Annotated in this window: 15 protein-coding genes; 7 read left to right on the forward strand and 8 right to left on the reverse strand. The window is 67.6% G+C overall.

Going from position 1 to position 16,488, the window contains the following annotated elements; translation table 11 throughout:
- Positions 1–14: 14 nt before the first annotated feature.
- From AC1DT6_RS18750 to AC1DT6_RS18760, 3 genes are all read right to left on the reverse strand, one after another.
- Positions 15–1,031: a helix-turn-helix domain-containing protein gene (locus tag AC1DT6_RS18750; RefSeq protein ID WP_477114808.1), complete on the reverse strand. Its 1,017-nt coding sequence runs from the start codon at positions 1,029–1,031 to the stop codon at positions 15–17.
- Between the two features lie 174 nt (positions 1,032–1,205).
- Positions 1,206–2,261: a class I SAM-dependent methyltransferase gene (locus AC1DT6_RS18755; protein WP_441635243.1), complete on the reverse strand. Its 1,056-nt coding sequence runs from the start codon at positions 2,259–2,261 to the stop codon at positions 1,206–1,208.
- 79 nt (positions 2,262–2,340) lie between these two features.
- Positions 2,341–2,646 carry a hypothetical protein gene (locus AC1DT6_RS18760; protein WP_441635245.1) on the reverse strand — a complete coding sequence of 102 codons (306 nt, stop codon included), beginning with the start codon at positions 2,644–2,646 and terminating at the stop codon, positions 2,341–2,343.
- Between the two features lie 203 nt (positions 2,647–2,849).
- Here AC1DT6_RS18760 and AC1DT6_RS18765 point away from each other — a divergent pair, with 203 nt between their 5' ends.
- On the forward strand, positions 2,850–6,059 hold the full coding sequence (locus tag AC1DT6_RS18765) for an ATP-binding protein (RefSeq protein ID WP_477111519.1): 3,210 nt from the start codon (positions 2,850–2,852) through the stop codon (positions 6,057–6,059).
- Between the two features lie 50 nt (positions 6,060–6,109).
- A complete protein-coding gene (locus tag AC1DT6_RS18770) occupies positions 6,110–6,358 on the forward strand; it encodes a nickel-binding protein (RefSeq protein ID WP_441632356.1) in 249 nt (82 codons plus the stop codon).
- A gap of 36 nt (positions 6,359–6,394) precedes the next feature.
- Here AC1DT6_RS18770 and AC1DT6_RS18775 read toward each other — a convergent pair whose 3' ends face one another.
- Positions 6,395–7,693 (reverse strand): aminotransferase-like domain-containing protein, encoded by a 1,299-nt coding sequence (locus tag AC1DT6_RS18775; protein ID WP_477114809.1) that lies wholly within the window; start codon positions 7,691–7,693, stop codon positions 6,395–6,397.
- A gap of 184 nt (positions 7,694–7,877) precedes the next feature.
- On the opposite strand from AC1DT6_RS18775, the gene AC1DT6_RS18780 reads away from it, so the two are divergent.
- Both AC1DT6_RS18780 and AC1DT6_RS18785 read left to right on the forward strand, forming a co-directional pair.
- Positions 7,878–8,507: a LysE family translocator gene (locus AC1DT6_RS18780; RefSeq protein WP_441632360.1), complete on the forward strand. Its 630-nt coding sequence runs from the start codon at positions 7,878–7,880 to the stop codon at positions 8,505–8,507.
- Positions 8,508–8,552: 45 nt separating this feature from the next.
- Positions 8,553–8,939: an antibiotic biosynthesis monooxygenase family protein gene (locus AC1DT6_RS18785; RefSeq protein WP_441632362.1), complete on the forward strand. Its 387-nt coding sequence runs from the start codon at positions 8,553–8,555 to the stop codon at positions 8,937–8,939.
- A 74-nt stretch (positions 8,940–9,013) separates the two neighbouring features.
- Here AC1DT6_RS18785 and AC1DT6_RS18790 read toward each other — a convergent pair whose 3' ends face one another.
- From AC1DT6_RS18790 to AC1DT6_RS18800, 3 genes are all read right to left on the reverse strand, one after another.
- Positions 9,014–10,093 (reverse strand): porin, encoded by a 1,080-nt coding sequence (locus tag AC1DT6_RS18790; RefSeq protein ID WP_441632364.1) that lies wholly within the window; start codon positions 10,091–10,093, stop codon positions 9,014–9,016.
- Positions 10,094–10,367: 274 nt separating this feature from the next.
- Positions 10,368–11,282 (reverse strand): LysR family transcriptional regulator, encoded by a 915-nt coding sequence (locus AC1DT6_RS18795; RefSeq protein ID WP_441632366.1) that lies wholly within the window; start codon positions 11,280–11,282, stop codon positions 10,368–10,370.
- A gap of 311 nt (positions 11,283–11,593) precedes the next feature.
- Positions 11,594–12,301 (reverse strand): GntR family transcriptional regulator, encoded by a 708-nt coding sequence (locus AC1DT6_RS18800; RefSeq protein WP_441632368.1) that lies wholly within the window; start codon positions 12,299–12,301, stop codon positions 11,594–11,596.
- A 149-nt stretch (positions 12,302–12,450) separates the two neighbouring features.
- Between AC1DT6_RS18800 and AC1DT6_RS18805 the strand changes: the two genes are divergently transcribed.
- Positions 12,451–13,296, forward strand: coding sequence for a fumarylacetoacetate hydrolase family protein (locus AC1DT6_RS18805; protein ID WP_441632370.1), 846 nt, complete (start codon positions 12,451–12,453; stop codon positions 13,294–13,296).
- 129 nt (positions 13,297–13,425) lie between these two features.
- Here the strand turns inward: AC1DT6_RS18805 and surE are convergent, their stop codons facing one another.
- A complete protein-coding gene (surE, locus tag AC1DT6_RS18810; protein WP_441632372.1) occupies positions 13,426–14,196 on the reverse strand; it encodes a 5'/3'-nucleotidase SurE in 771 nt (256 codons plus the stop codon).
- 259 nt (positions 14,197–14,455) lie between these two features.
- Here surE and AC1DT6_RS18815 point away from each other — a divergent pair, with 259 nt between their 5' ends.
- Positions 14,456–15,400, forward strand: a complete 945-nt coding sequence (locus AC1DT6_RS18815; protein ID WP_441632374.1) for a DMT family transporter — start codon at positions 14,456–14,458, stop codon at positions 15,398–15,400.
- The gene (locus AC1DT6_RS18820) at positions 15,384–16,214 is read left to right on the forward strand and encodes a helix-turn-helix transcriptional regulator (protein ID WP_441632376.1); all 831 of its coding nucleotides are present in this window, start codon (positions 15,384–15,386) and stop codon (positions 16,212–16,214) included. Before AC1DT6_RS18815 ends, AC1DT6_RS18820 begins: the two co-directional genes overlap by 17 nt.
- The last annotated feature ends 274 nt before the right edge of the window (positions 16,215–16,488 follow it).

Here is a 16,488-nt window from a genome sequence, read left to right on the forward strand (position 1 = left end):
GCACGCTGGCGCGGTTAATGACGCAGCGCAATACGCGTCCCGCCCGCATTCTGCTGGCGCCATTGCGAAGGACTCATGCCAAAGCGCTCATGGAAGACACGGCTGAAGTGCGCCGCGTCGGCAAACCCCAGGGCAAAGGCGATCTCGGTAATGCTGCGCCCGGCGTCCGCGCTGCCGGACAGCCGCACAGCCGCCTGCCGCAACCGGCGCGACAGGATATAGGCATGCGGGGTCTGGCCAGACTCGCGGAACAGGTTATACAAGGTGCGCCGCGAGACGTTCAGAACCGCGGCCAGCCGCTGCGCGGAGAGTTCCGGATCATGCAACTGGGCGTCGATGAATTCAGCGAGGCGATGCATCCGCGCTTCGCCGAGATGCCGCGCCATGGCTGCGTCCGCGCCATCGCCAAGCGCCGGCGGCCGCGTATCCGCACCTTGCAGCGCGGTCTCCACCAGCGAAACGACGGAATCCTGCAGCACCATCTGTCCCTGGTAATCCAGCAAGTGGCCCGAGCAGGTATCGTGCAGCATGGCACCCAGCGCCGACAACGCGATGCGCGCCGCGCCCTCGCCCCGCAACGCCCGGCCGCCCAGGCTGGCCGCCGCCTGCCGCCAGCCGAAGGCGCGCTCCTGCGGCACCAGCAGCACCAGCACCCGGCAGCGGTCCGGCATCTCGATGCTATAGGGTTGCGCGGTATCGTAAATCGACCACATCCCGGGTTCGAGCGAAGCCTCGTTACCCCGTTGCGCAACCCGGCTCTGTCCGCTGATTTGCCAGAAGATCTTGAAGAAACCCGCATCGGACGCCGCCACGTGCCGGGGCTCGCGCGCCACCCTGTGCGCATCGACATCCATGTCCGCCACCGCGCAGGCGCCGAAGCGGGCATAGCTGACGTTGCTATGGAAGCACCCGCGCGTCTGGCGCGTATAGGCTAGCGGCAGGAAGCTGGTATCGATGGCTTCGCACCATTGGTCKAACGTCACGATGGACATCCGTGCCGGTTTCTGCTGCAGATTCTGCACAGCGGGCATCAGGGCATCTCCAGTAACCGGCGGTATGCTGGGGAACGCGCCGGAAGTCCTCGAAGGTGGAGGCCAAGCCTAATGGAAAGCCCACGGGCAGACAATGGGAACAACTACGCAGGCGCGGCGACGGCAGGAAGGGCGAAAACGCCGCATTGCTTGCCGCCCACCCGCCGGCCCACGCTAAGGGCGCGCTTCGTAGACCAGGTTGAACGGCGTTTCCGTGGCGCGGCGGAAGCGGCGGAAGCCGCCCCGCGTAACCACCTCCCGGATACGCTTCTCGCCAGCCTGCGCGCCCAGGCACATGGCGCCTTCCTGCGCGCGCGACGCCGGCGTGCAGATGAAGGTCGACGCCGAATAAAAGATCCGCCCCACCGGGTTGAGGTTCTGCTCCAGCCGGTCCTGCGCGAACGGCTCCACGATCATCCATGTGCCGTCGGGCTTGAGGCTGTTCCACACGTGATGCGATGCGCCGGCCGGGTCGCCCATGTCGTGCAGGTAATCGAACATGGCGGCGAGATCGTAGTCGCTGCCCGGAAAGCTCTTTGCACTGGCGACCTCGAAGCGCACCCGGCTGGCAACCCCCGCGCGTTGCGCCGCCTCGGACGCATAACGAATGGACGGCTCGTGATAGTCGAAGCCGTGGAACGTGGAGTTCGGGTAGGCCTGCGCCATGATGATGGTGCACGCGCCGTGTCCGCAGCCGATGTCGGCCACGCGAGCGCCAGCTTCCAGCCGCGCCTGTACGCCGTCCAGCGCCGGGATCCAGTCGCTCACCAGATGCGCCGCGTAGCCGGGACGGAAAAAGCGCTCGGTGCCGTGGAACAGCGCCGCGTCGTGCTCGTGCCATCCCAGGCCCTGTCCGGTGCGGAATGCGTCGATCATTTTCGGGATCGCCTTGAATTGCGCCACGGCGATCTCGAACGCGCCGGGAATAAATGCCGGGCCGCCTTCCACGGTGAGCGCGAAAGCCTGCTCCTCGCCGAGGCTGAACCGGTCGGTGGCCGCGTCGTACTCCACGTAGCCGCTGGCCGCCTGGGCCGACAGCCACTCGCGCACGTAGCGCGCGTCGGTGCCGGTGTCGCTTGCGAGTTCCTGCGCCGACAGCGATTTGCCGGCAAGCGCCTTGTAGAGTCCCAGCTTGTCGCCGACCACGATCGTCGCGGCATGCATCACCGCGCCGAGATCGCGAACGAAGTTGTCCATGAACGCATTCAGCCTGGTGTCATCGATTGGCATGACGGGCTCCCTGGATGGATAAGTTGCCGTGCGCTGCGCGGCCTCACAGCACACCTCGCAACACGCCTCACAAGACGCCTCACAATACACGATAGATCTCCCAGCGCGCGGTGCCGGAAACCACGAACGGCTCCAGGTCCTTGCCCCATTGCGCGTGGGCCGGTATCGATGCGAGCCGGCCCCATGCGCGGTCCAGCTCGCCGAGATCGTTCACTTCCCAGTCATGGACCACCGTCGCTTCGAGCGCGCCGATCGAGCCGGTCAGCAGGCGCCCGGTGACAAGGCCGGCTTGCGGGGCGATCTCGCGCGCCCATGCCTGCAGCCGGTCGATGACCTCTTGCTTGTGCCCAAAGCGGGCATCGATCTGCCATCTTGCGATCAGCATGATGTTTCTCCTTGAATGGTTGGTGGAGGATGGGATGGGCCGCGGGCGGGTGCGCGCATCGGCTGGCAACCGCCCGGCCCGTGTGCTACCTTTTTTGAACAGCGTCGCCAACGGTGCGGCGCGGCAGGCCGCTGTGCATCCGCAGCCCCGCCCCTCCAGTTCCACTATCGGCTGGCACCGTTGGAATCACGGTTGGAGAAAGCGTGGCTGCCAGAGATGCCGCTTCACCGCAGGCCACTGCCCGACTGGAAATCCGCCTGCTGGGTGATTTATGCGTGACCCGCAATGGCGAGCCGCTACCGCTGCCAGCCTCCAAGCGCACTCGCGCCCTGCTGGGCTACCTGGTTTGTGCCAGCGCGGCCCAATCCCGGCAGTCGCTCTGCGACCTGCTCTGGGACGGGCCCGATGACCCGCGCGCGGCGTTGCGCTGGAGCCTGACCAAGCTTCGACCCTTGCTGGACGACGCTGGTGCCGGGGCGATCAGGCTGGTCGCGGACAGGGAGCGGGTCGCCTTTGCCGCGCAAGGCGCCTCGGTGGATATCGCACGCGTCCATGCGCTGCTTGGCGCCGGGCCCGATGCTGCCTCGCTCGAGGCGCTCGAGGAAGCTGCCCGCCTGCTGCGCGGCGAGTTCCTCGCGGGCCTCGAACTTGCGCGCTGCTACCGTTTCTATCACTGGTGCACGGCGGAGCGGGAGCGTTACGACGGCCTGCGCCGCGCCGTGCTGTGCGCGCTGGTGACGCGCCTGGACGCCACGCCCGCACTGGCGCTGCCTTACGGACGAGCCATGGTGGCCGCCGATCCGCTCGCCGAATCCGCGCATGCCACGCTGGTCTCGCTACTGGCGGCGGCCGGGCGCTATCCGGACGCCGAGCAGCACTACGCCTACGCACGGGACATGCTGCGGCGTGAGTTGTCCACGCCGCCCAATGGCCCGCTGGACGCGGCGATCCACCGCGCGCGCCGGGAGATGCAGGCCGCAGGCGCGGCGGCCTGGGAGAACAGCAACGCGCAAGAAGCGCACGGCAACGACATCCCGGCCGCTACGGCCAACGCCGCCGAGCAGCCCGCCCTGCTGAGCCGGCCATTGATCGGACGCCTGTCCGAGCGCGACGCCATCGAGCGGCTGGTAGCCGGCGGCAGCGACAGCGAAAGCGGCATACTGCTGCTCCTGCTCGGCGAGCCCGGTATCGGCAAGACCACGCTGCTCGACCATTTCGCCGGGCGTGCCGAGGCGTCCGGCTTCCAGGTCCTGCGCGGCCGCTGCTATGAGGCCGAGATGGTGCGGCCCTACGGCCTGTGGCTCGACACGCTGCGCGGCATCGCGCAAGACACCGTGCCTGCGGGCGAGGCGCAGCAGGCGGCGCCGCTGCTGGCCGGCGGCGTACTGGCTGCCGGGCACCGCGAGGGCAGCCGTGAACAACTCTTCGGCGCGGTCGCCAGCCTGCTGCGCGGGCTCGCCGCTGGCCAACCGCTGGCGCTGGCCCTGGACGACCTCCAATGGCTGGATGAAGGTTCTGCCGCGCTGCTCCATTTTCTGTGCCGCACGCTGGAAACCGGCACGCGCATGATCTTCGCCGGCGGCGCGCGGGCGGGCGAGGTCGACGACAACCCATGGGCCAAGGGATTGCTCCACTCGCTGGCGCGCGAAGGCCGCCTGCTCCGGCTGCCGCTCGCCCCGCTGGCCGTGGCCGAGGTCGCTGCGTTGCTCGGCCCGGCGCTGGCCGCGATGGATCCGCTCGCCGTAGCGCGCGATAGTGGCGGCAACCCGCTGTTCGTGCTTGCCCTGGCTAACGCCAGCGACAGGGCGCGCGGCGGCAACGGCTCGCACCGTACGCTTGACGCCCTGATCGCGGAGCGCCTGGATGCGCTGGAACCCGCATCGCGCGAACTGCTGTTGCGCGCCGCCGCGATGGGCCGCGAACTGCAGCCCCGGCTGCTGGCCGAGGTGTCCGGCATTCCCCTAGCGCAATTGCTGACGACCCTGGAGCAACTGGAGCGGCGCGGACTCCTCAAGCCGACCGGCGAGGGTCACTTCGACTTCAGCCACGACGTGGTGCGCCAGGCGGCCTATCGCGCCATCTCGCCGCCCCGGCGCCGCATCATGCATCGCCTGATCGCACAGCAGCTGGTGGTGGCATGCGCGGAAGACCCCAGGCTATATGGCGAACTGGTGCACCATGCGAGTCTCGCCGACGACGCGCCGATGACCGCGCAAGCTTGCCTGGCGGCGGGCGAGCATTGCCTGCGCGTCTATGCCAACGACGAAGCTGCCCTGGTTGCCGGGCGCGGCCTGGCCCAGCTTGAGCGGCTGCCGCAGGGCGCCGAGCGCGTGCGGCTGGCGATCGGCTTGCTCAAGCTGCGCGCGGTTGCCGCTACCAGCGCCGGCGCGCGGCGCCTGCCCACGCTCATCGGCGAGATGGAAAGCGAGATCCGCGCCGCGGAAGCGCTCTCGCTGCACGAAGAAGCCGCCACCGGCCTGCATATCCTGTCGTGGTTGCGGCAGCAAGGCAACGACACCGAGGGCGCGCGGCGCGCCATCCTGGAGGCCGAGCGCATGACGCGCAAGGCCGATGCCGCCACGCGCTGCCAGCAGCTCGCCAATACCGCACGCTGCCTGCTGGAAGTGGAGACGGATCTGCCCAGGGCGCGCGCCATGATCGCCGAGGCAGACGCGCTTGCCGAGTCGCTCGACCTGCAGACGATCGAGCTGATGTGGGGCCACGGCCTGCTGGCGCGTGTCGATGGTGACCTGGCGAGCGGCCACGGGCAGGTGGCGCGCGCGGTGGCCCTTGCCAGGCAGCGGCAGGATCACTGGCGGGAGTACGAGTGCCTCGTCTGGCAGGCCACCATCGCGTTCGAGCTTGACCGCTTCGACGAGGTCGTCGGGCACAGCGCTGAGATCGAGCAGGCTGCGCGGCGCATGGGCGAGACGGGCACGGCGGGCAAGACAACCGAAGCCGCGGATGCCGTGGAGCCCGCCGCCCCGTTCGCTGGCGCGCTGGGAGCCCTTGCCAGGCTGCGTCTCGGCCAGCCCGCCGCGCAGGACGAACTGGCGGCATCGCTGGCGTCCTTGCGCAGCGTGGACGACAAGGCGCACCTCGCCTATGCGCTCAACGCCGCCGCCGCGATGGCCCTGGACCGGGGACAATGCGATGTTGCCGGTACCTGCGCGAGCGAAGCCCTGGAAGCGGCCCGCGCCGTTCGCAGGCTGACCGAAATGACGGTGGCAGCCGCCTGCCTGGTGCAGGCCGCCGCCAGCGCGGGCGACGCGGCCAGCGCGGCCGGGTGGCTCGCGGACCTGCGCTGGCTGGCGGCCGGCCACCAGCCGGGCGCGCGGGCGGCGGCGGCGCTGGATCGCGCGGTGCTGGCATGCCGTGCCATTCCAACGCTTGCGCCAACGCCGGGGCACTAGCCTACCTGCATGCACTTCCGCACTTTCCGCACCCCGACAGGAGGCCCGCCATGTCACGCATCATCGTTGAGCGCAGTTTCACCACCCCGCAATCCGACGAAGATATGAAGATCGTCGCCGACCGCGAGCGCCCTTGCCTCGCCCTCTACAACGTCACCTGGAAACGCAGCCTGATCGCTGCCGACCGCAAGCGCATGGTCTGCGAGTACGAGGCCGCCGATGCCGAGACGGTACGCAAGATCCAGCACGAAGCGGCGGCGAGCTTCGATCGTGTCTGGGTGGGCGATGTCATCGAGTGAGGGCGAACCGCGCCGGGCGGCTAGGCGGCTAAACGGCTAAGCGGCCGCCGCCCGGCGCACCTTCATCAGCGCGTCTTCCAGGGCTTCATGTGAGATGGAGCCAATGGCGAGCCGCAACGCATGCGGCACGTTGGGCGTAACGGCGAAAGGCTCCGCGGTTGTCACCAGGACGCCTTCGCCCTCCAGCGCGGGGGCGACGCGGTCGGCGCGCAGGTCCTCGGGCAAGGTCAGCCAGAGATAGTAGGACGAGCGGTGCGCCACGATATCGCTGCCGCGCAGCACGCGGCGCGCCAGGCTTTGGCGCAGCCGCGCGTCCTTGCGTTTCCGGTCTTCCAGATCGTCGACCTGACCGGTTTCGATCCAATGGCAGCCAAGCGCCACGGTGAGTGACGGGGTGTTCCATGTCGAGACACGGATGGCGCGCTCGATCGCCGGCACYAGCGCGGCGGGGGCTGCGACAAACCCCACGCGCAGGCCGGATGCCACGCTCTTCGACAGGCCCGATACATAGACCGTCCGCATGGGTGCGTAGGTAAAGACCGGCCTTGGCGCCGGCTCGGCAAGGAAGGCATACGCACCGTCCTCGATGATCAGGAAATCGTGACGCGCGGCCAGTTCGGCCAGACCGATGCGTTCCGCCTCCGCCATCACCGTGCCCAGCGGATTGTGCATCGTGGGCATGGCGTAGACCGCGCGTACCGGACGCCGCTTGCAAAGCGCGGCCAGCCTGTCCACGTCCATGCCGCCAACCGTGTGCGGCACCGGCTCCAGATCGAGGCGATGCGCCTGAGCCAGCATCTTCATGCCCGGATAGGTCAACGCATCGACGGCCAGTACATCGCCCGGCTTGAGCAGCGCCATCACCGTCACGGCCAGTCCCTGCTGCGCGCCGTTGACGATCAGCACCTGATCGCCGCCCACCCGGATACCCCGGTTGCGCAGGTGCCGGGCCGCCGTCTGCCGCTCGTGCGGCCGCCCGCCCTGCGGCGCCGAGTGAAGCAGCGCATCGAGATCGCCCGAGGCGGCGATGGTGCGCAGGCCGTCCCGGAGCATATCGGCCTGGCCCGGCAAGGACGGATAGTTGAAGGTGAGATCCACCGCGCCGAAGCGCGCGGGATGCTGCTCCATGCCCAGGCCGCGCGGCAGCGACGTGTCCCGCACGAACGTCCCCCGGCCCGTCTCGCCGACGACGAGTCCGATCGATTCCAGTTCCTTGTAGATGCGCGAAGCCGTGGCCAGGGCGATGCCATGCTGCTTCATCAGGGCACGAACGGTCGGCAGCTGCGTGCCTGGCGGCAACATCCCCTCGCGGATGCGGCCGGCGATCTCGTCCATGATGGTTTTGTACCGGGTCGGTGCGGGGATCATCCTCTGCCTTCTGCGTTCTGCCTTCCGCTTTCTGCCTTGTCTTTGTATCTAGAACAATTTTTTGTTTGTACCAGACACAAAGATTACGCTACCACCCTCATCAACGTAAAGGGCTCCGGCGGGCTTCCACGAGCACCGGGGAGTTGCAGGCATGATCGAACTCGCAACCTTGTCCGTATTCGCCGCGGCAGTGATGGTCCTGCTGCTGTCACCCGGGCCAAACATGGCCTTTGTCATGGCGCACGGCATCACCTACGGAGCAGGCGGCGGCACCGCCGCGGCGCTGGGCATCGCGGCGGCGGACCTTGTGCTGACCGTCCTGACCGCCACCGGCATCACTGCCGTCATCGCCGCGTGGCCGCCCGCCTTCGACCTCATCCGCTACGCCGGCGCCTTATACCTGCTGTGGATGGCCTGCAAGGCGCTGCGCCGCCCCCTTGCGCCGCTGGGCACGGTGGCACAGCAAGCCTCGTTGATATCCGTTTTTTTCCGGTCCACGCTAAACAGCCTGTTGAACCCGAAAGCCCTGCTGTTCTTCATGGTCTTCCTGCCGCAGTTCGTCGACCCGGCCAAGGGGAACGTAGCCAGGCAACTGGTTGTCCTTGGCTGCGTGCTGACGCTGATCAGTACCGTCTTTCACGCGCTGCTGGGCGCGGCCGGCGGCTCGGCGCGCCGTTTCCTGAGCCGCAATCCGCGCGCCGCCATCTTCCAGAAGTACGGGCTGGCGGTGGTGCTGGCGCTGCTGGCGCTAAGGCTGATCGCCATGCCGAGGGCGTCCTAGGCCGACAGCCCCATCCCCAAGCAAACCAGCAACGGAGAGCATGAGATGTACATCGCAGCCTTTATCTACAAGCCAGGCGAGACCGACGAGGAATTCAGGCGATTGAGCGCGGTCATCGACGAAGTGGCGGCCGCCAGCCCCGGGTTTCTGGGCGCCGAGTCATGGCGCTCGCCGGACGGCAAGCTGGTCAACGCCAGCTACTACTGGCGGGACCAGGAAGCCCTGCGTGCCTTCGCCACCGACCCGCGGCACCTGGACGCGAAGCGCCAGTACCGCAAATGGTATGACGGCTATCACGTCGTGGTATCCAGGGTGGAGCGCGTCTACGGCGACGGCAGCCTTCAGCACCTCACCCGCTTCGGCGAAGCAGAGAAAAAAGGCCAGTCGATCAACCGGCCCAACGATCCTCGCGGCAAGGCAAGGTCGATATGATGATTGGCGGCATCCTCCCCAGGAAGGAGCCGCCGGTCAGCGCGGCGCCCCCGGCAACCGCGCATGCGCTCCGCTCAGAAGCGGTGACGCATGCCGACGGTGGCGCCGGTCTGGTTCGCGCCCGGCAATGCCGTGCCGCTGCCGTTCAGGCCCAGCGTGGAGCCGGACTTGTTCTTCACATAACCCACGTTCAGGTAGGCGTCGGTGCGCTTTGACAGCGAGTAGTCGGCCGACAGCACGAACATCCACGGATCCGCGTCGCTGTCCTTCATGTCGGTGTAGTAGGCCGCGCCCGTCAGCTGCAAGGCGGGGGTGAACTTGTACTGCGCGCCGGTCCAGTACACATTGCTGCGGGTGACGGCGGCCGTGGCGCTTGCCGTGCCATCGTCACGCAGCCAGCGATAGCCAGCAAACACCTTGGCATCGCCAAAGGCATAAGCCGCGCCAATGGCGGCGCGCTTGGCGCTGCGATCCTTCAATGCGACGGAAGAACCCTGGAACTGGTCATAGGCGGCGCCGACCGAGAAGCCACCCGCTGCGTAGGCCAGGCCCGCGCCGTAGTTGCGGCCGACCTTGCTTTCGCCCGGCACTTCGCTGCCATTGGCCACGGTGGCATCGCGCCCGGTGCTGTAGAAGCCGGTAGCGGTCAGGCCGCCGAACTTGCCGGTGTACTTGATGGCGTTGTCCGCACGGCCGTTGAACTGCGAATCGACGCTGTTGAGCGAGTAACGCGGGCCGACGGCCATCGGATCATAGGCACCGAACAGGTCATACAGCGAGTTCTGCTGGCGGCCCAGCGTGACGGCGCCGAAATTGCCCTGCAGGCCGACATAAGACTGGCGGCCAAACAGGCGGTTGCCCTGGCCGGACGTGCCGGAGTCGATATCGAAGCCGCTTTCCAGCACGAAGATACCCTTCAGGCCGCCGCCCAGGTCTTCGGTGCCGCGCAGGCCCCAGCGCGAGCCGGACAAGTTGCCGGAGTTCATGCGCGTGACCGTGCCGCCCGCGGAGCCGGCGGCAGGCATGTGGTTGATGACTTCAATGCCGACGTCGGCGATGCCGTACAGCGTGACGCCGGACGCGGTTTGGGCGAACGCTGCGCCGGAAGCTGCAGCTGCTGCTGCGGCAGTCATTGCAAGGAGAGCTTTCTTCACTGGATTTTCTCTGTCTTATGGATGGATGAGGCGGTCTGCCACCGCCCGCGGGCAACCATGCGGGAAACGCCATGAACCGCACCCGTAGCGGTGAGACGCATTGTCCATGTCTTATATGAAAGCCATATGTCTAATGGCTGAATGTCTTGTATTGATGTCATTCAGGTGAGAGCGAGAGCGGGCGCAGACAGGCGCAAGCAGGCACCGGCCGGGTATGGCACGCCATGATGTAAATGGTTGCGCGCCCGTTGCGCGCGAAGCGTGTCGCCGCGGGCTAGGCAGGGAACGGGTAATCGGCGTCGAACGCCGCGAAGCGGGCCTGCAGGAACTCGATCAGGCGGCGCTGCCGGTAAGACGGAAACCGGCTTTGCAGGAACACCAGTTGCAGCGGCACGCTGTCCTGGTACCAGTCGGGAAACAGGAGCACCAGGCGGCCGGCACTGACGTCGGCCGCCACATCGAACCAGCTTTTGAACGCGATGCCGTGGCCCGCCAGGGCCCAGTCGCGCACCACGGCGCCATCATCGCTGGTGCGCCGCCCGTTGGCTTCCACCTCCACCCTCGTCTGGCGCGAACGGAACGGCCAGCGCATGCGCGCCTGGCCACCCGGTGCCAGGCACAGCATCTGGTGCTGCGCCAGCGCGTCGGGCGAAGCCGGTGTACCGCAGCGCTTGAGATACCCCGGCGCGGCCACCGCAACGCGCCGCGTCAAGGCAAGCTGCCGGCGCACCAGCCCCGAATCCTCCAGCCAGCCCACCCGCACGGCCAGGTCGACGTTGCTGCGATAAAGATCGGCGAGCGTATCGCCGATGGACAACTCAAGCGAAAGCTGCGGATGCGCCAGCAGGAAATCGTCCAGCCAGCCTCGCAGCAAGGTGCGCCCGAGGTCCGCCGGCGCCGACAATCGCAGCGGCCCTGCGAGTTCCTCTCGCTGTTCCGCCAGCGCGCCCTCGCCCTCCTCCAACGCCGCCAGTGCCTTGCGTGCGGCCTCCAGGAACACGCGCCCCTCCTCGGTCAGGCGCATGCGGCGGGTGGTGCGGGCGAACAAGCGCGCGCTCAGGCGCTGCTCAAGCCGGATCAACGCCGCACTGGCCGTGGCCGCGGTACGGCCCAGCTCGCGGGCGGCGGCGGAGAGGTTTTCAAGTTCGGCGGTGCGGACAAAAAGTCGCAGGTCGTCTAGGGAGTACATTCAAAACCGGTTTGATGAAATTGCCTGGGCAGGCGAAATTATCAAACGAGCAACGCAGTGCCGCAAGACGGCCGTTTGCCGAAGGACCATTTTCGGGAGCGGCTTGAACTGGCCGCGCAGACGTCAACCCGGCGCTCCGCCGCGCCACGCACACAGCGCCGCGGCGACGGGTTCGCCCGGCAAGAACTCCTGCTCGAGGCGCCCTCGCTCCTGTCTGCGCAAATGCTGGTAGATATCCCCCTCAGCGACCCTCGGTCCCTCGAGGGTCTCGATACTGGCAGGCACAGGCTCCGCCACCGCCAAAGCACCGTCTAGTCATCCCGCCCGACAGCCGCCTGAATAAATTCCGCCGTCTGCCAGTAGTGCCGCGTCAGCAATGACACTGCCCGCTCAACATCCCCGGCCAATACCGCTTCAGCCACAGCCGCATGCTCCGCATGCACATCCCGCACGCCATAGGCATTGCGGATCGAGCATTGCCTGTATCGATAGGCCTGGTCGGCAAGCTCCTCGCTGAATTGCCGGAGCCAGCGGGAGCGGCAATTCGCGATCAGGCTGCGATGGAACTCGCGGTGCAGCCGCTCCCACTCCCGGTTGGGTACGTAGGTATCGTCCTGTGCCGAGCGCGGGGTTCGCGAGAGCCGGTGCAAGGCCAGCACGATCTGCTCTTCCCATTGCGTCGACGGATGCGCCATCGCGTCTTTCAGCGCCATCTGGTCGATGTCGGCGCGGGTGCGCGTGAGCGCTTCGAGCTCGTCGAGGTCCACCGGAGCGGCCGTGAAGCCGCGCTGGTCGTGGCGCACTACCAGCCCTTCCGCGGCCAGCCGGCTCAGCGCTTCGCGCACTGGCGTGTTGCCGGCGGCGTAGCGCTCGCAGATGGTTTCGATACGCAGCTTGACACCCGGCTCGATGCCACCCGTGAGGAGGTCATCCCGCAATCGTTCATAGACGGAGCTGGCAACCGTGACGGCCGGCGTCCTGGCTCCGGTGGCTGCGGTTTCGGGAAGTGACGGTGACATGGTGCGCATCGGGAGATTTTATCGATTTTCGTCACGCGTTGATACGTGCGGCCCTGATGTAAACCCTAATCTCAAAAAATATCGATATTTAATAGCATATTAATAAATATCGATATTTTGCGATGTTCGAAACCTGGATGGAGTGTGCGATGCGGCTGGCAAGATATGAATTCGAGGGGAAGATCTGCCTCGGGGTGGTGGACGGTGCGGAGATCGTCGAGACCGTGGCGGGTGTCGCGGACTGGAGCGAGTGGTTCGCGCTGCCCGATGCGGCGCGAGGCCGCCTGTCCGAATCCCTGGCGGGGGCAAGGCGCCTGCCGCTTGCCGCGGTGCGGCTGCTGACCCCGCTGGCAAGGCCGGGCAAGATCATCTGCCTTGGCCTGAATTACTACGATCACGCCGCGGAAGGCGGGAATGCGAAACCGGAATACCCGGCCTTTTTCTTCCGCGGCGCCACGTCCCTGCTGGCGACGGAAGCCCCGATCCAGCGCCCGCGCTGCTCCGACAAACTCGACTATGAAGCGGAACTCGCGGTCGTCATCGGCAAGCGGGTGCGGCATGCCAGCCGCACCGATGCGCTGAACTGCGTGGCCGGATACGCCTGCTTCAACGATGCGTCGCTGCGCGATTACCAGCGCAAGACGGCGCAGTGGACGATCGGCAAGAATTTCGATGCCACCGGGGCGTTCGGGCCGTGGATCGTGACACCGGACGCATTGCCGGCGGGCGCCGCCGGCCTGCGCATTCAGTCCCGCCTGAACGGGCAGGTCATGCAGGATTCCAACACCAGGCACATGATCTGGGACGCGGCGGAAACCATTGCCCTGCTGACGGAATGCCTGACCCTGGAGCCGGGCGACGTGATCGCCATGGGCACGCCCGCCGGCGTGGGCTATCCGCGCACGCCGCCGGTGTTCATGAAGCCCGGCGACAAGATCGAGATTGAGATCGATGGCATCGGCGTGCTTTCCAACCCTGTCGTGGACGAGCCCTGACGCGCGCGCCGGCGACTCGCGTTCGGCGGCGCCTGCAGCGGGCCCCGCGCTGAAGGCCGCCCCCCATCGCCGGGCGCTATCCGAACGTCGCGGCCTGCGCCTGGGTCCAGCGATCAAGGCCCGGCGCCATCACAGGCGCCCCGCCAGTTCCGCCGCCGCCTCCTCGTCGGTGCGCTCGAAGCGCAGCGGCGTGACGGAGATGCCGCCGCGGCCGATCACGACGGCCTCGCTGTCCTCGGCGTCGGGGCGCGGGCCGCGAGAGAACTGCAGCCAGTGATACGGGATCCCGCGCGGGTCGACATGCGCCCTGACGGCGAGATCCTTGACCAGGCCGACGCCCTGGCGCGTCACCGTCAGCGGGCCGGCCGACTCGGGTACCACATCGGGGAAGTTGACGTTCAGGCAGGCCTGCTGGTTCCAGCCTGCCGCAAGCAGGCGGCGGATCACCTCAGGGGCCAGCTCGCCCGCAGTTTCCCAGCGCACCGCATTGCGATCGGTAAAGGCCTGGCTCAGCGCGATCGCCGGGATGCCCAGCAATACGCCGGTCATGGCGGCGCCTACGGTGCCTGAGAACACGGTTTCGAGCCCAAGGTTGGCGCCGCGGTTGATGCCCGACAGGACCAGGCTCGGCGGGGCATCGGCCATCAGGTGCCGCGCGGCCATGACGACACAGTCGCCCGGCGTGCCGGACACGCCAAAGCGGCGTTCGCCCTGCTGGCTGATGCGCAACGGCGAGTGCAGGCTCAGCGAGTGCGAGGTCCCGCTCTGGTCGTGCTCGGGCGCGACCACCCAGACCTCGCGCGCCAGCTTGGCGGCCACGGCCTCGAGCACGGCCAGGCCGGGGGCGTCGATGCCGTCATCGTTCGTAAGGAGTACGCGTTCCAGCAAGAGTTCGGACATGGAGAAAGGGGGCTGTAGATTGACGAATCCTGGGCTGCCTTGCGCGGGAAACAGCGTCAGGCGCAGCGCAAGGCGTTGCAACGGCCATGATGTGGCCGGCCGGGGCGAAGGCCAACTATAAACCGAAGCCGAGGCCGGTCGGCCGCACAGCGGCGCGCGTTGCCGGATTCGCCAAGACAGCACGGTATCCGGCTACTAACCTGCAGCTCATTGTTGTCCGCCCTGCCCGCGCCGCGCGCGCCCAAAACCCCAATACGCCATGCCGTCACCCCGTCACACCGTTCCACCCAGCGCCATCTGGCTGTCCAGCCTCGCCTTCGTGCTGATCTGGTCGACCGGCTTCATCGTGGGCCGTGCGATCGTGCCGGTGGCGCAGCCCAGCCTCTTCCTGCTGGCCCGCTTCTCGCTGGCGGCCCTGCTGTTCACCGGCGTAGCCCTGGCCGGCGGCGCGCGCTGGCCGGCACTGCGCGATGTGCCGAAACACTTGCTGGCCGGCGGCCTGTTGCACGGCAGCTACCTGGGTGGCGGTTACTGGGCCATTGCACATGGCCTGGCGCCATCGGCCATGGCCTTGCTCGGCGCCTTGCAGCCGCTGCTGACGGCGCTGCTGGCGATCCCGCTGCTGGGAGAATTCCCGTCCCGCCGGGGCTGGGGCGGACTTGCGCTGGGCTCGCTGGGCGTAGTATTGGTAGTGGCCCCGGCCACCCTGGCCAGCGCGCCCAGCCCGGTATCGCCGTGGGTGGTGCTGGTGGCGGGGCTTTCCATCCTCTCCATCACCATGGGCACGATCCTGCAAAAAACCTCGATTGCCGCCGCCGACCTGCGTGCCAGCTCGGCGTGGCAGAACGTGGGCGGCGCACTGGTGGCCGGCGCGCTGGCCTGGATGCTGGGCGAGACGCACTGGCAGCCGGGCCTGGCGCTGTGGTCCGCGCTGGCGTGGGCCACCCTGGTGCTGTCGGGCCTGGGCACCTACCTGTTGCTGCGCATCGTCAGGCGCGGCCAGGCCGCCAAGGCGGCCTCGCTGATGTTCCTCGCTCCGCCGCTGGCCGCGTTGCAGGCCTGGGGGCTGTTTGGCGACCGGCTCGGGCCCCTGCAATTGCTCGGCCTGATCGTTGCCGGACTTGGGGTCTGGCTGTGCCAGACCGGCCAGGGCGGCAAGCGCGGCGACGCCATTGGGAAAACCGGCCATGTCGCCGCCCGATAAGCGCGCCTTGCCGGCGATACCGGCGAGCCTGCCGGCTCCGCTGGTGGAGACTCGCGTCTACCAGCCGGAGCCAGAGCGGCATCGCCATGACTATTACCAGGTACTGTTCGGCCTGGACGGTGCCTGCGAGTTGGAAATCGGCGGACACCTGCACCGGCTCGATCCCCGTAGCGGGCTGATCGTACCTGCCGGCGAGTGCCACGATTTCCTCGGGCTGGGGAACAACCGGCAACTGGTGCTGGACGTTCCGCCCGGTTCGCTCGCGTTGCCGGCGGCACTGACGGACCGTGTGAGGGCGTTTGCCGTCACCGACGCCTGGAGCGCCGGCGTGCGGCGCGTGGCCATGCTGCAGCAAGGCACGAGCCAGGCCGGCTCGCGCCAGCATCACTGGCAGTTGGCGGCCACGCTTGCCTCCGACCTCGCGCAAGCGCTCGGCGTGGATGGCCGTGTCCGGCCGGCGCATTTCCCCCTGGCGGAAATCGACGCCTACCTGCGCCAGCATCTGGAGGCACCTGTGCGCGCCAGCCAGCTTGCGGCACATTTCGGCTGGAGCGTAAGGCGTTTCCACACCCTGTTCCGCGACGCCTTTGGCGATACGCCGCATCGTTACCAGACACGCATGCGGCTGGACCAGGCCACGCGCCTGCTGGCCGACCGGAGCCAGGCGCTGGCGGATATTTCGCTGACGCTCGGCTTTCCCGACCAGACCACCTTTACCCGCAGCTTCACCCAGCGCTTTGGCATGCCGCCGGGCGCATGGCGCGCCGGCCTCGGGCCCGAGCGTATCGCCGCCCGCGCATCGCGCCGCCGCTAGCCGCTCCGCCGCCGCGCGACCCCACACGATGTGTCCCGGCCGCGCCGCACTTCCACCCCGCCGGAGCCATTTCAGCATTTTTTCCTGCTATTCATATAAATTTCAAAAACAAATGCTGGTCGATTGTCTTTAATCTGCTCGCCACTTCCGTCCAATAGCACCGCATCGGACTGCTTGCTTTCCAGCCAATGCTTGTCTTAAAAGGCAAACAATTGCGCCGGAAGGCCAGTTTTCAGTAGGACATGCCCACCAGGCATCCCCTATGAAGATGCGG

It is taken from the genome of Cupriavidus sp. 01L45, from assembly GCF_056399885.1.